The following is a 13,582-nucleotide window of genomic DNA, read 5'->3' as shown; positions in this document are numbered from 1 at the left end:
CGCCCACGCGGCGCACCGTGTGCCGGCGTTTGCTACGGTTGTTTTGCGCCAGTCATACTTGTGGCTAGCGCGCGCAACCGCCCCATCAATGCACCCCGGATATCCTGCGCGCGCCTTCCAAGTTCTGATGGGAAAGTAAGCAACCGTGAAGGTGTGCCCGTGTATTCTTCAGGATTGAATTTCGGCACAATCCGCTCCTTAGCCAGTTTTTGTTGAATAGCCTCAATGGAGTGGTTGGGATAACGGGCTTTCGTCATTTTCAATCGATACAGCTCCTCCTGTTCCTGCGATTTGTAAACTGCAGACTTCGCCGCCTCGAATTTTTTATATGCACGCTTTGCCTGCGCGAGATTTCTTGGAGACCTTTTATTCTGTAACGCCTCCACCTTCTTATCATAGTGATACTTTTCAAGCGTAAACCTCTGCACTTTAAGCTTGACACAATCACGCTGACCCGCCAGCTTTTTTTTGAAAGTTAAATATGAAATCCAGTCTCTCGCAGAGCCACTCGGATCTTTATAATTAACAGGATCGCCTGCACAGTAACTGTAAGTATTCAACCCTCCCGCGCCGAAGGGGCTGATGCGGTCAGGGGAAAAAAAGCGCATCAATCGTGTGTCATACTCGCGGTATCCCAAGCCTAAACCATAGCGTTGAGTGTGCTGGTCCGCGACCTCGCCATTGAACCCAAGGGCCGGGGACAAGGGATGAAGCGGCCCGTAGCCATAGGCGGAGTAGCCACATTTGCTATTACGCTCTGTATTTTTGGAGCAAAGCACAGACCCTGCGCTATCCACTGCCAGCAGGCTCGCCACGGCTTTACTTTGGTTGCTTTTTTCTCCCAGTCGCGACATTGCGATGCACAGGCCTGGACTATCCTGCGCTGCTTTTTCCCGGGTTACGAATGCACTGTTCTGGCGGAACAACTGCGTGACACTTTTATGAGTACCCACCGTCAACTCCCCTGCTTTGTCGTTTAAAAATACCTGTGTTGGATCACAGTATTTTTGAACCACACCAAGCAATGCCACTACCAGAACTCATAGCCGGGAGAAACTACCCATAGACCTGCTTGCGCACGCAACAACTGAGTTCACCTTCATGGCGTATGGGACGACCGGGGAAGCCAGCCGGCTTTGAATGACAAACAAGAGATTCTTTTACTGAGAGCCACTATTGGCGGCTTATCCTGCAATGGCTTTGGGTTCACCTTGAACCTGTGGGAGCGGGCGCGTCGAGGCGTCGAACCGCCGCGAAGAATCCAACGCGGTGTATAGCACCGGCTTCGCCGGTGTTCGCGGGCACGCCCGCTCCCACAGGGTACGCGGTGCGCCCGGGCATCAGTTCTCTGCGCGACAGCGCAGCCCAATGGGCTGGGCAATCTCCCACATGAACTGCGCCTGCCTGCAAGAGCAACTGTCTTGCTCGTAACCCCTGTGGGAGCGGGCGTGCCCGCGAAGAGGCCAGCAGCCCGGATACATCCTCCTGCCCTGCAACAGGGCACACTGCAAACCGCCATAACGCCAAAAAACCGGCGACAAAATTCCTTCAGTGCCACCGTTATCGCCAACCGTCATAAGACCGCTCATACCTTTTTTGACGATTTTTGAAAAATATTTTTCGATACTGGCATAAAAATATCTCGCAACAGTTTCACCCTTGATACACAGGGACGAAACCCCCGCGTGCTATCAAATTGAAACTGCCTACAACTGAATAAATATTTAGAAATCTTTCATCCGGGCGAAACCCACTCAGGAACTTCTCCTGCAACCTGCCGCTCATAGTGCCGTAACGAATTTCCTGCCCCCGGGCTGTGAGAGATGACTTACAGATGACACGGGCAGGTATCCATTACCCGCCTAGATAACTTCGACAGGTATCACGGAAACCCCGAAACCCTGTCCACGCAGGAGAAGCGCGCCCCTTACGAATCGTCCTAGTGGTTGATTTCAAAGGATTTTTCCACTTGAAAGAACAAGCACAGCAACGCGCCAAGTAGCGTATTGCAATAAAGACGGCTGCATTTCAGGGCACGTTTTTTAATTGATGGCTTTTTACTGCCAACGTTGAGTGCATAACTTTTTGCGCTCCGGATTTGTTTTGCCTGCGCTCGGCGAAGTGTGCATTCGCCATGGATCCGTGCGCCCGAAAACTGTTGTTAATCAACCCGGCCGGCACTTCTGATAAGCGTCGGCGTGATAAACACATGAGGTGATAGCGATGCGTATCAGCATCTTTGGTTTGGGTTATGTGGGTGCAGTCTGTGCAGGCTGCCTGACGGCGCGAGGCCATGAAGTGATCGGCGTGGACGTGTCCAGCACCAAGATCGACCTGATCAACCAGGGCAAGTCGCCCATCGTCGAACCTGGCCTGGAAGCACTGCTGCAACAGGGCATCGCCAATGGCCGCCTGCGCGGCACCACAGACTTCGCCGAAGCCATCCGTGCCAGCGACGTGTCGATGATCTGCGTGGGTACGCCCAGCAAGAAAAACGGCGACCTGGGCCTGGAGTACATCGAGTCGGTGTGCCGCGAAATCGGCTATGTGCTGCGCGACACCACCCGCCGCCACACCATCGTGGTGCGCAGCACCGTGCTGCCGGGTACCGTCAAGAACGTGGTCATCCCGATCCTCGAGGACTGCTCGGGCAAAAAGGCCGGCGTCGACTTCGGCGTGGCGGTCAACCCGGAATTCCTGCGTGAAAGCACCGCAATCAAGGACTACGACCAGCCACCGATGACCGTCATCGGCGAACTGGACAGCGCCAGCGGCGACATCCTTCAAGCCCTCTACGAAGAACTCGACGCCCCGGTCATCCGCAAGCCGATCGAAGTGGCCGAGATGATCAAGTACACCTGCAACGTGTGGCACGCCACCAAGGTCACCTTCGCCAACGAGATCGGCAACATCGCCAAGGCCGTGGGCGTCGATGGCCGCGAAGTGATGGACGTGGTCTGCCAGGACACCGTGCTGAACCTGTCCCAGTACTACATGCGCCCTGGTTTCGCCTTCGGCGGTTCGTGCCTGCCCAAGGACGTGCGCGCCCTCACCTACCGTGCCGCCAGCCTCGATGTACGCGCACCGCTGCTCGACTCGCTGATGCGCAGCAACGAATCGCAGGTGCAGAACGCCTTCGAGCTGATCGAAGCCCACGACAAGCGCAAGGTCGCCCTGCTGGGCCTGAGCTTCAAGGCCGGTACCGACGACCTGCGCGAAAGCCCGCTGGTAGAGCTGGCCGAGCGCCTGATCGGCAAGGGCTACCAGCTGGACATCTACGACGAGAACGTCCAGTACGCCCGTGTACACGGCGCCAACAAGGACTACATCGAGTCGAAGATCCCGCACGTGTCGTCGCTGCTCAACGCCGACTTCCAGCAGGTGATCGACAACGCCGACATCATCGTGCTCGGCAACCGCGACGAGCAGTTCCGTGCGCTGGCCCAGCAAGCGCCAACCGGCAAGCAGGTGATCGACCTGGTCGGCTTCATGAGCAAACCGACCTGCACCACCAGCCGCACTGAAGGCATCTGCTGGTAAGTGCCTGGCCGGGCAGCGCAAGCCTCCCCACTTGCGCTGCCCGCCCTCCCCCGAATTCTCGACGGATGCTGAACATGCAAAGGCTCCAGACCGTGCTGTTGCAGTGCGCCGGGTGGCTGCTCTACATGAGCCTGCTCATGCTGATCGCCCTGGCCCTGCCAGCCGATATCTTCGACTCGCAGTCGAAGCACTTCATCTTCCTGGTCGGCGCAGTCGGCATCTGGCGCTATTCCATGGGCGCCACCCATTTCATCCGCGGCATGATCTTCCTGTACATCGTCTACCCGTACCTGCGCCGCAAGGTGCAGAAAATGGGCGATGCCACCGCCCCGTCGCATGTGTACCTGATGGTGACCAGTTTCCGCATCGAAGCGCTGACCACCGCCCAGGTGTACAGCTCGGTGATCCGCGAGGCCATCAACTGTGGTTTCCCCACCACCGTGGTCTGCTCGCTGGTGGAAATGTCCGATGAACTGCTGGTGAAGAGCCTGTGGGCCAAGTACAACCCGCCGGCCCATGTGAAGCTGGACATCGTGCGCATTGCCGGCACCGGCAAGCGCGATGGCCTGGCCTACGGCTTCCGTGCCATTTCGCGCATGCTGCCGGACGAAAACGCCGTGGTGGCGGTGATCGACGGTGACACCGTGCTGGCCGATGGCGTGGTACGCAAGACCGTGCCGTGGTTCAAGCTGTTCCCCAACGTGGGCGGCCTGACCACCAACGAGTTCTGCGAAGTGCGTGGCGGCTACATCATGAGCGAATGGCACAAGCTGCGCTTCGCCCAGCGCCACATCAACATGTGCTCCATGGCCCTGAGCAAGCGCGTGCTGACCATGACCGGGCGCATGTCGATGTTCCGCGCCAGCGTGGTGACCAACCCCGAGTTCATCGCCGACGTCGAAAGCGACTCGCTGATGCACTGGCGCCTGGGCCGCTTCAAGTTCCTCACCGGCGACGACAAGTCCAGCTGGTTCAGCCTGATGCGCCTGGGCTACGACACCTTCTACGTGCCGGACGCCGCCATCAACACGGTCGAGCACCCGCCAGAAAAGAGCTTCTTCAAGGCGAGCCGCAAGCTGATGTACCGCTGGTACGGCAACAACCTGCGGCAGAACTCCCGTGCACTGGGCCTGGGCCTGGGCCGCCTGGGGCTGTTCACCAGCATCGTGTTGTTCGACCAGCGCGTGTCGATGTGGACCAGCCTGCTGGGGCTGACCGTGGCGGTAATCGCCAGCCTCAAGTTCGGCCTGGCCTTCCTGCTGGTGTACCTGCTGTGGATCGGCATCACCCGCCTGATCCTCACCGTCATGCTGCTGTGCAGCGGCCACAACGTCGGCCCGGCCTACCCGCTGATTCTCTATTACAACCAGATCATCGGCGCGCTGATGAAGATCTACGTGTTCTTCCGCCTCGACAAGCAGTCGTGGACGCGTCAGCCCACTGCCCTCAAGCGTGACCTCGCCAGCTTTCAACAATGGTTCAACACCTGGTCCTCGCGGACCATGACCTTCTCGGCTGCCAGCATCTTCGTTGCTGTGCTGTTCATGGTCGTGTGAGCCCAACCCGGATCGGATCTAACAGGAACAAACCCCATGAATACCGCCGTGAACGTCAATGTCGTGCATGAGTCCGAAGCCCAGCGCCAACACGCCCGGGTGCGCATTCCCGCCAAGCTGCGGTTCCTGGACGCCCAGCGCCAGACCCACGAAGTGAAGGTCGACGACCTTTCTGCCGGTGGCCTGAGCTTCCACACCAAGCAGCCACTGTCGGTGGGCGATGTGCTGCGCGGGCGCCTGCAGTTCGTGGTCGACAACCTGGGCCTGTCGATCGACATCGAGTTCCAGGTGCGCTCGTACAACCCGGGCAGCGGCCGTACCGGCGCGCAGTTCCAGAACCTCGAACCCCGCGACATCGCCACACTGCGGCACATCATCACCAGCCACCTGTCGGGTGAGCTGATCAGCATCGGCGACGTGCTCAGCACCCTGCAACGTGACAACTTCACCAAGGCGCGCAAGCAAAAAGACGGCGGCTCTGGCCTGAGCGCCTTCGGCCGGCTCAAGGCCGTTACCGTCACCCTGGGCGTGTTCGTGGTCGGCGTGGCTGCTTTCGGCTTTGTCGCCAAATCGCTCTACGGCATGTACTTCGTCAGCCATGCCGAAGCCGGTGTGGTCGCAGTGCCGACCACCACCATCACCATGCCGCGCGACGGTACCGTGAGCAGCCTGGTCGAAAGTGGTGGGCAAATTGCCAAGGGCGCACCACTGGCCAGCTTCACCACCAGCATGCTGGACATGCTCAAAGGCAACCTGGATGACGCGCAACTGGAACCGGCCAAGATCGAGGAGCTGTTCGGCAAGCAGCTGTCCGGCACCCTGACCAGCCCCTGCGATTGCGTGGTCGCCCGCCAGCTGGTGGACGACGGCCAGTATGCCGCCAAGGGCCAGGCCATCTTCCAGCTGATCCCGCGCACCACCACGCCGATGGTCGAGGCGCGCTTCAGCTACCGCCAGTTCGACGAGGTCAAGCCAGGCACCCAGGTCAACTTCCAGGTGGCCGGCGAAGACGAAGTCCGCACCGGTCAGATTGTCAGCAGCGCCAGCCTCAACAGCGAAGACCTGGCTTCCGACATTCGCGTGCAGATCAAGCCCGATAGCGGCCTGCCCGCCGAACTGGCCGGCCGCCCGGCTGCGGTCAACAGCGACCGTGGCCCATCGCTGAACTGGCTGATCGACAAAGCCGTGGCCCGTGGGCTGTAAGAGGACCGGACGATGATCTCTGATACCAACACCTATCCTGTGGGAGCGGGCATGCCCGCGAAGAGGCCAGCATGGGCAGCATCGTCGGCCACGCCAATTCGCGGGCTTGCCCGCTCCCACAGGGTCCGTGTGAACCTTGGCTTGTGTGGTCTGGCCATGGCCATCGCCCTGGCCGGCTGTGCCGGCCTGCCCGACCAGCGTCTGGCCAACGAAGCCATGAAGCGCGGTGACACAGCCCTGGCCGAGCGCAACTACAAGGCCCTGGCCGACCTGGGCTACAGCGAAGCGCAAGTGGGCCTTGCCGACATCAAGGTGGCCACCCGCGACCCGTCGCAAATCAAGGAAGCCGAGGCCACCTACCGCGCCGCAGCGGCCACGTCGCCCCGCGCCCAGGCACGCCTTGGTCGCCTGCTGGTGGCCAAGCCTGACAGCACCCAGGCCGAACGCGAAGAAGCCGAAACCCTGCTCAAGCAAGCCGCCCGTCAAGGCGAAAGCAATACCCTGATCCCGCTAGCGATGCTCTACCTCAGCTACCCGCAGAGCTTCCCCAAGGTCAATGCCCAGCAGCAGATCGACCAATGGCGCGCCGCCGGCAACCCGGAAGCGGGCCTGGCCCAGGTGCTGCTTTACCGCACCCAAGGCACCTACGACCAGCACCTGGGCGACGTGGAAACAATCTGCAAGGCCGCCCTGAACACCACCGACATCTGCTACGTCGAACTGGCCACCGTGTACCAGAAGCGTGGCCAGGCCGACCAGCAAGCGGCCCTGCTCGGCCAGCTCAAAGCCGCCTACGCCCGTGGTGCAGTGCCGGCCACCCGGGTCGACAGCGTTGCCCGTGTGCTGGCTGACCGCAGCCTCGGCCAGACCGACGAGAAAACCGCCAAGGCGCTGCTTGAGCAGGTGGCCCCGGCCAACCCGGCCTCATGGGTCAGCCTGGCACAGCTGGTCTACGACTTCCCTGAACTGGGCGACACCGACCAGTTGCTGGCCTACATCGACAAGGGCCGGGAAGCCGAACAGCCTCGTGCCGAACTGCTATTGGGCCGCCTGTACTACGAAGGCAAGACCCTGCCAGCCGACGCCAAAAAGGCCGAGCAACACCTGCAGGCCGCCGCCGACGCAGGCGAGATCAGCGCCCATTACTACCTGGGCCAGCTGTACCGCCGCGGCTATCTGGGCAACGTCGAGCCGCAGAAGGCCGTCGACCACCTGCTGGCCGCCGCCCGTGGCGGGCAGAACAGCGCCGACTACGCCCTGGCGCAATTGTTCAGCGAAGGCCACGGCATCCGCCCGCAACCGGGTAATGCCTGGGTATTTGCCCAGCTGTCGCAGGTCAACCCGACCCCGCAATCGAGCGAACTGCTGCAGCAACTCGACCAGCAACTCACGCCAGACCAGCGCAGCCAGGCCCAGCAGCTGCTGGCGCAAGAGAAGCAGGCACGTGGCAGCATGGCCCAGGGCGCGAACAGCACGTTGGCCCTGGAAGCCCTGCAAGACGACGAAAAAGAAGTAGACGGTGAGGACTCGCTATGACGCTCAATCCCTTCGTGAAAGCTGGCATCGGCCTGAGCTTCGCCCTGCTGTGGTCCTGCCCGACCCTGGCGGAAATGACTGCTGAAAAGAACTTTGGCCTGGACGTGAAAATCACCGGCCAGTCGGAAGACGACCGCGACCTGGGCACCCGCCCTGGCGGTGACGTCAACGGCCTGGGCCTGGACCTGCGCCCGTGGGTGTACGGCGAACGCGGCAACTGGAGCGCCTACGCCATGGGCCAGGCCGTCGCCGCCACCGACACCATCGAAACCGACACCCTGCGCCAGAACGACGACGGCACCACCACCGACACCGGCGATCATGGCCGCACGCCCGACAAGAGCTACCTGGCCATGCGCGAGTTCTGGGTGGGTTACAGTGGCCTCACCGCCTACCCGGGCGAGCAACTTCGCCTTGGTCGCCAGCGCCTGCGCAGCGACGATGGCATGTGGCGCGACACTAACATCGAAGCACTGAACTGGACCTTCGACACCACCCTGCTCAAGGCCGACCTGGGCGTGGCCCAGCGCTTCAGCGAATACCGCACCGACCTCACCGAGCTGGCCCCGGAAGACAAGGACCGCACGCACATCTACGGCAACGTCGCCACGCAGTGGACGCCTGGCCACTGGGTAGGCGTACGTGCCCACCACACCCACGACAGCGGCAGCCTGAAAAACCCGGGCGAAACCGTGGACGCACTGGACAAGACCCGCACCGGCGACCTGACCTGGCTGGGCCTGGAAGCCAACAGCGACGCCTACAACTGGCGCAACGACCACACCGTCAACTACTGGGGCAGCGTCACCTGGCTGACCGGTGACCGCGACACCCTCAGCAGCCAGGCCGTCGGCGACGAGCAGGTTGCCACCGGCAAGCAGAGCGGCGACGTCAATGCCTGGGCCACCGACCTCGGCATCCGCCTGCGCCTGGACCCGCAATGGCAGGTCGGCGCGGCCTATGCCCGTGGCAGCGGCGGCGGTGGCGACGACGGTTCGAACAACTTCGAGCAGACCGGCCTTGAGAGCAACCGCTCCAACTTCACCGGCACCCGCTCGCGCGTGCACCGTTTCGGCGAAGCATTCCGTGGCGAACTGGGCAACCTGCAGGCCGCCACCCTGTTCGCCTCCTGGCAGCTGCGCGACGACTACGACGCCAGCCTGATCTACCACAAGTTCTGGCGTGTCGACGGTAACCAGAACATCGGCTCCAGCGGCATCAATGCCGCTGTCGACGACAACGGCGTCAACCGCCAGCTGGTCGACGGTGAAAAAGACCTTGGCCAGGAAATGGACGTGGTCGTGACCAAGTACTTCAAGCAAGGCCTGCTGCCGGCATCAATGAGCCAGGCGATCGACGAGCCGTCCGCCCTGGTGCGCCTGCGTGCCGGTGTGTTCAAGCCGGGCGACGCCTATGGCAAGGAAGCGGATTCGTACATGCACCGCGCCTTCGTCGACGTGATCTGGCGATTCTGAGGCCGGGAGAAACCTGATGAACCTTCACCCGCACTTACGTCACAGCCTGTTGGCCAGCGCCTTGCTGCTGGCCAGCGGCCTGGTCGCCGCCGCAGAACCTCAGGTGATTGCCAAGGAACTGCAGCAGGCCAAGACCTACACCGTGGCCAGCGCGCCGATCGAGCCGCTGCAGATGGACCCGCCCAAGCTGCCTGACCTGACCGGTTTCACGGCCGAGGCCGTGCAGAAAAAGATCGACCGTAGCCGCAAGGGGAAAGTCAGCCTGCGCCGCATGTTCCAGGAGGACACCCTCAAGGAGTTCGTCGGCGGTGACAACAAGGCGGCCGAGTGGGTGCAGCGCCAGCACGGTATTCCCCAGGCGATCTTCGTCGATGACGGCCATGTCGACCTGGTGGAGCTGAGCAAGAAGGTGCCCAAGCAGTACCTGAGCGAAGTCGAGCCCGGTGTTTACCTGGCGCGACTGCCGATTGTGGTCGGGCAAAAGGGCATCCTCGAGATCGACGGCAAGGTCAAGCAGCTGCGCCTGTCCCAGGAGGGCGGTTCGTTCCTGGTCAACGACGGCAAGCTGTTCGTCACCGACACCCAGGTGACCGGCTGGCGCGAAAAGGACAATGGCCCGGCGACCTTCCGCTCGCCCAAGGAATTCCGCCCGTTCCTGCTGTCGTGGGGCGGCACCGAGACCTACATCGTCAATACGAAGATGGCCAGCTTCGGCTACGCCAAGTCCAAGTCGTACGGTGTGAGCATCTCGCAGTACACGCCGAACATGGCCAAGCGCATGGGCCGCCCGGAACCCACCGGCTGGATCATCGGCTCAGAGTTCAGCGACATGTGGTACGGCTTCTACTGCTACGAAACCCAGGACTTCGTGGTGAAGGACAGTACCTACCGCGACAACATCGTCTACGGCATCGACCCGCACGACCGCTCGCACCGCCTGATCATCGCCGGCAACACGGTGCATGGCACCAAGAAGAAGCACGGCATCATCGTTTCGCGTGAGGTGAACGACAGCTGGATCATCAACAACAAGAGCTACGACAACAAGCTCTCAGGCGTGGTGATCGACCGTAACAGCGTCAACAACCTGATCGCCTACAACGAGATCTACCGCAACCACACCGACGGCATCACCCTGTACGAGAGCGGCGACAACCTGATCTGGGGCAACAAGCTGATCAACAACCGCCGCCACGGCATCCGCGTGCGTAACAGCGTGAACATCCGCCTGTACGAAAACGTCGCCATGGCCAACGGCCTGGTGGGCGTGTACGGCCACATCAAAGACCTGTCCGACACCGACCGCGACATTGCCCTGGACCCGTTCGACACCAAGGTGTCGTTGATTCTGGTGGGCGGCGAGCTCACGGCCAACGGCTCCGGCCCGCTGTCGATCGACTCGCCGCTGTCGGTCGAGCTGTACAAGGTGTCGATGCTCGCCCCGCGCAAGGCCAGCGGTATCAGCCTCAACGGCATCCTCGGCGAACGCCAGGACGAAATCCTCGACCTGCTGGTGCGCCAGCAAAAGGCTGTGCTGATCGACCCGGTCGAACGCCAGACCGAAATGATCGATTAAGGAAGCCCAGACCATGACCCCACACCTGATGAAACTGCTGGGCCTGTCCGCCGCCCTTCTGGCGATCAGCCAGGGCGTGCGCGCCGACGACGTGAAGGCCCCCACCTTCAGCGCCGAGCCGTGCTGCCAGCTGTGCCCCGAAGCGCATGACGCCAGCCGCTACACCACCCGTTACCAGCAGAACTTCACCACGCTGGTGCAGGCCAAGGGGGACTGGCTGTTCCGTACCCGCGAAGACCTGCGCACCGAGTTCAACACCACCCCGGCCGGCTACAAGCGCCTGCAGCAGGTGCACGACGCGTTCAAGAAGCGCGGCGTGGAAGTGGTGGTGGTGTACCAGCCGACCCGTGGCCTGGTGAACCGCAACATGCTCAACCCGGCCGAGAAAGCCGCCTTCGATTACCAGAAGGCGCTGGGTAACTACCAGGCCATGCTCAAGCGCTTCGCCAGCATGGGCTACAACGTGCCCGACCTGTCGCCGCTGACCAACGAACAGCTGGCCGCTGCCGACCAGGGCAAGGACTTCTACTTCCGCGGTGACCAGCACTGGACGCCCTACGGTGCCGAGCGTGCGGCCAGGATCGTGGCCGACACCGTGCACCACATGCCGGCGTTCGAAGGCATTCCGCGCAAGGAATTCGAAACCCAGAAATCCGGGCGAATGGGCAAGACCGGCACCCTGCACAACGTCGCCGGCCAGCTCTGCGGCACCAGCTATGCGGTGCAGTACATGGACCAGTTCGCCACCGAGCCCAAAGGCTCCAGCGGCGGTGGCGACGACCTGTTCGGTGACAGTGGCAACGCGCAGATCACCCTGGTCGGCACCAGCCACAGTGGCAAGAACTACAACTTCTCGGGCTTCCTCGAACAGTACATCGGCGCCGACGTGCTCAACGTCGCCTTCCCCGGTGGTGGCCTGGAAGGCTCGATGATCCAGTACCTGGGCAGCGAGGAGTTCCAGAAGAACCCGCCGAAGATCCTGATCTGGGAATTTTCCCCGCTGTACCGCCTGGACCAGGAAACCATCTGGCGGCAAATCCTTGGCCTGCTCGACGACGGCTGCGACGACCGCCCGGCCCTGATGAGCGCCAGCACCACCCTCAAGCCCGGCAAAAACGAATTGATGGTCAACGGCAAGGGCGGCGTGATCAAGGACTTGATCAACCGCAACATGCAAATGGACGTGAAGTTCGAAGACCCGTCGGTGAAGGTGTTGCAGGCCACCCTGTGGTACCTCAACGGCCGCCACGAGGACATCAAGCTGGAAAAACCGGAAACCTCCGACACCGACGGCCGCTTTGTCTTCCAGATGCGTGAAGACGAGGACTGGGCCAGCCAGAGCCTGCTGGCCTTCGAGGTGCAGGGCCCGGAAAGCGGCACCCAGAAAGTCGAAGCAAAACTCTGCAAACGCAACAACTTCGCCGTGCCTGCGCAAACCGCGCAAGCCGGCCAGTGAGGCGACCCATGACCACCTTCAAGCGAATCTTCCGCCCCGCCCTGCTCGCGCTGGCCCTGTTCGGGGGGGCCGCACATGCTGCGCTGGTCCCCCCACAGGGGTACTACGAGGGGATCGAAAAGCTCAAGACCGGTGACGGTAACTTTCGCTGCGAAGCCACGCCCAAGCCGTACACCGGTGCGCTGCAGTTCCGCAGCAAGTACGAAGGTTCGGACAGTGCCCGGGCAACCCTCAACGAGGATTCCGAGCAGGCATTCCGCGACTCCACCAAGGACATCACCACCCTGGAGCGTGGCGTGGCCAAGATGGTCAACCAGTACATGCGTGACGGCCGCCCGGCACAACTCGACTGCGCCCTGACCTGGTTGGGCACCTGGGCGCGTGCCGATGCGCTGATGTCCAGCAACTACAACCACACGGGCAAGTCCATGCGCAAATGGGCGCTGGGCAGCATGAGTGGTTCGTGGCTGCGCCTGAAGTTCTCCAACTCGCAGCCGCTGGCCGCGCACCAGGCCGAGGCCGAGCTGATCGAAAAATGGTTCGCCCGCCTGGCCGAGCAAACCGTGCGCGACTGGAGCAACCTGCCACTGGCGAAGATCAACAACCACAGCTACTGGGCCGCCTGGTCGGTCATGGCCACCTCGGTGGCTACCAACCGCCGCGACCTGTTCGACTGGGCCGTGAAGGAATACAAGATCGGCGCCAACCAGGTGGACGAGCAGGGCTTCCTGCCCAACGAGATCAAGCGCAAGCAGCGCGCCCTGGCCTACCACAACTACGCCCTTCCACCGCTGGCGATGATTGCCAGTTTTGCCAAGGCCAACGGTGTGGACCTGCGCAGCGAAAACAACTTTGCCCTGCAGCGCCTGGGTGAAGGCGTGCTGTACGGCGCCCGCGACCCCAAGCACTTCGCTGAACGCGCGGGCGAAAAACAAGACATGAAAGACCTAAAGGTCGACAGCAAGTACGCCTGGCTCGAACCGTGGTGCGCCCTGTACCAGTGCGTCGGCGACACGCTGGAGCGCAAGCATGGCATGCAACCGTTCGACAGCTTCCGCCTGGGCGGCAACCTGACCCGGGTCTACGACCCGAGCGCAGAACTCAAGAAATGAATTGACTCCCTAGTGGGGTCGGAACCTGTGGGAGCGGGCATGCCCGCGAAGAAGCCACTGTGGTGCATGGCAAGGGCTTCGCCCTTGTTCGCGGGCATGCCCGCTCCCACAGGGATCTAAGTTGCCCT

At 61.9% G+C, this 13,582-nt stretch carries 9 protein-coding genes; 8 read left to right on the top strand and 1 reads right to left on the bottom strand.

Translation table 11 applies throughout. The features are described from left to right. Positions 1-32 precede the first annotated feature (32 nt). Positions 33-1,031 carry an RHS repeat-associated core domain-containing protein gene (locus tag ACFY9W_RS06920; RefSeq protein WP_391127576.1) on the bottom strand — a complete coding sequence of 333 codons (999 nt, stop codon included), beginning with the start codon at positions 1,029-1,031 and terminating at the stop codon, positions 33-35. A gap of 1,192 nt (positions 1,032-2,223) precedes the next feature. Here ACFY9W_RS06920 and ACFY9W_RS06915 point away from each other — a divergent pair. The 8 genes from ACFY9W_RS06915 (at position 2,224) to ACFY9W_RS06880 (ending at position 13,454) form a co-directional block, all read left to right on the top strand. Then, a complete protein-coding gene (locus tag ACFY9W_RS06915; RefSeq protein WP_391127573.1) occupies positions 2,224-3,540 on the top strand; it encodes a nucleotide sugar dehydrogenase in 1,317 nt (438 codons plus the stop codon). Positions 3,541-3,614: 74 nt separating this feature from the next. Beyond that, entirely contained in the window at positions 3,615-5,096 is a 1,482-nt protein-coding gene (locus ACFY9W_RS06910; RefSeq protein WP_105945717.1) for a glycosyltransferase family 2 protein, read from the top strand. 36 nt (positions 5,097-5,132) lie between these two features. Beyond that, positions 5,133-6,299, top strand: coding sequence for a PilZ domain-containing protein (locus tag ACFY9W_RS06905; RefSeq protein WP_391127569.1), 1,167 nt, complete (start codon positions 5,133-5,135; stop codon positions 6,297-6,299). Positions 6,300-6,350: 51 nt separating this feature from the next. Then, positions 6,351-7,835, top strand: coding sequence for an alginate biosynthesis TPR repeat lipoprotein AlgK (algK, locus tag ACFY9W_RS06900; protein WP_391127566.1), 1,485 nt, complete (start codon positions 6,351-6,353; stop codon positions 7,833-7,835). Then, positions 7,832-9,310, top strand: coding sequence for an alginate export family protein (locus ACFY9W_RS06895; protein WP_286111237.1), 1,479 nt, complete (start codon positions 7,832-7,834; stop codon positions 9,308-9,310). Before algK ends, ACFY9W_RS06895 begins: the two co-directional genes overlap by 4 nt. A gap of 16 nt (positions 9,311-9,326) precedes the next feature. Then, positions 9,327-10,886: a mannuronan 5-epimerase AlgG gene (gene algG / locus ACFY9W_RS06890; RefSeq protein ID WP_391127562.1), complete on the top strand. Its 1,560-nt coding sequence runs from the start codon at positions 9,327-9,329 to the stop codon at positions 10,884-10,886. Positions 10,887-10,899: 13 nt separating this feature from the next. Further along, positions 10,900-12,342, top strand: a complete 1,443-nt coding sequence (locus tag ACFY9W_RS06885) for an alginate biosynthesis protein AlgX (RefSeq protein WP_391127559.1) — start codon at positions 10,900-10,902, stop codon at positions 12,340-12,342. Positions 12,343-12,350: 8 nt separating this feature from the next. Next, a complete protein-coding gene (locus ACFY9W_RS06880; protein ID WP_391127556.1) occupies positions 12,351-13,454 on the top strand; it encodes a mannuronate-specific alginate lyase in 1,104 nt (367 codons plus the stop codon). The last annotated feature ends 128 nt before the right edge of the window (positions 13,455-13,582 follow it).

This window comes from Pseudomonas sp. NPDC008258, assembly GCF_042956345.1.
In the GTDB taxonomy this organism is placed as follows: domain Bacteria; phylum Pseudomonadota; class Gammaproteobacteria; order Pseudomonadales; family Pseudomonadaceae; genus Aquipseudomonas.
The sequence above is the reverse complement of the archived record's forward strand: the minus strand, read 5'-3'. Positions and strand labels throughout refer to the sequence as shown.

What these genes read in the sequence shown, in the direction of transcription:
- ACFY9W_RS06880 (WP_391127556.1), top strand. Translation starts at nt 12,351, where the DNA reads ATGACCACCTTCAAGCGAATCTTCCGCCCCGCCCTGCTCGCGCTGGCC.
- algG (WP_391127562.1), top strand. Translation starts at nt 9,327, where the DNA reads ATGAACCTTCACCCGCACTTACGTCACAGCCTGTTGGCCAGCGCCTTG.
- ACFY9W_RS06885 (WP_391127559.1), top strand. Translation starts at nt 10,900, where the DNA reads ATGACCCCACACCTGATGAAACTGCTGGGCCTGTCCGCCGCCCTTCTG.
- ACFY9W_RS06905 (WP_391127569.1), top strand. Translation starts at nt 5,133, where the DNA reads ATGAATACCGCCGTGAACGTCAATGTCGTGCATGAGTCCGAAGCCCAG.
- ACFY9W_RS06895 (WP_286111237.1), top strand. Translation starts at nt 7,832, where the DNA reads ATGACGCTCAATCCCTTCGTGAAAGCTGGCATCGGCCTGAGCTTCGCC.
- algK (WP_391127566.1), top strand. Translation starts at nt 6,351, where the DNA reads ATGCCCGCGAAGAGGCCAGCATGGGCAGCATCGTCGGCCACGCCAATT.
- ACFY9W_RS06910 (WP_105945717.1), top strand. Translation starts at nt 3,615, where the DNA reads ATGCAAAGGCTCCAGACCGTGCTGTTGCAGTGCGCCGGGTGGCTGCTC.
- ACFY9W_RS06915 (WP_391127573.1), top strand. Translation starts at nt 2,224, where the DNA reads ATGCGTATCAGCATCTTTGGTTTGGGTTATGTGGGTGCAGTCTGTGCA.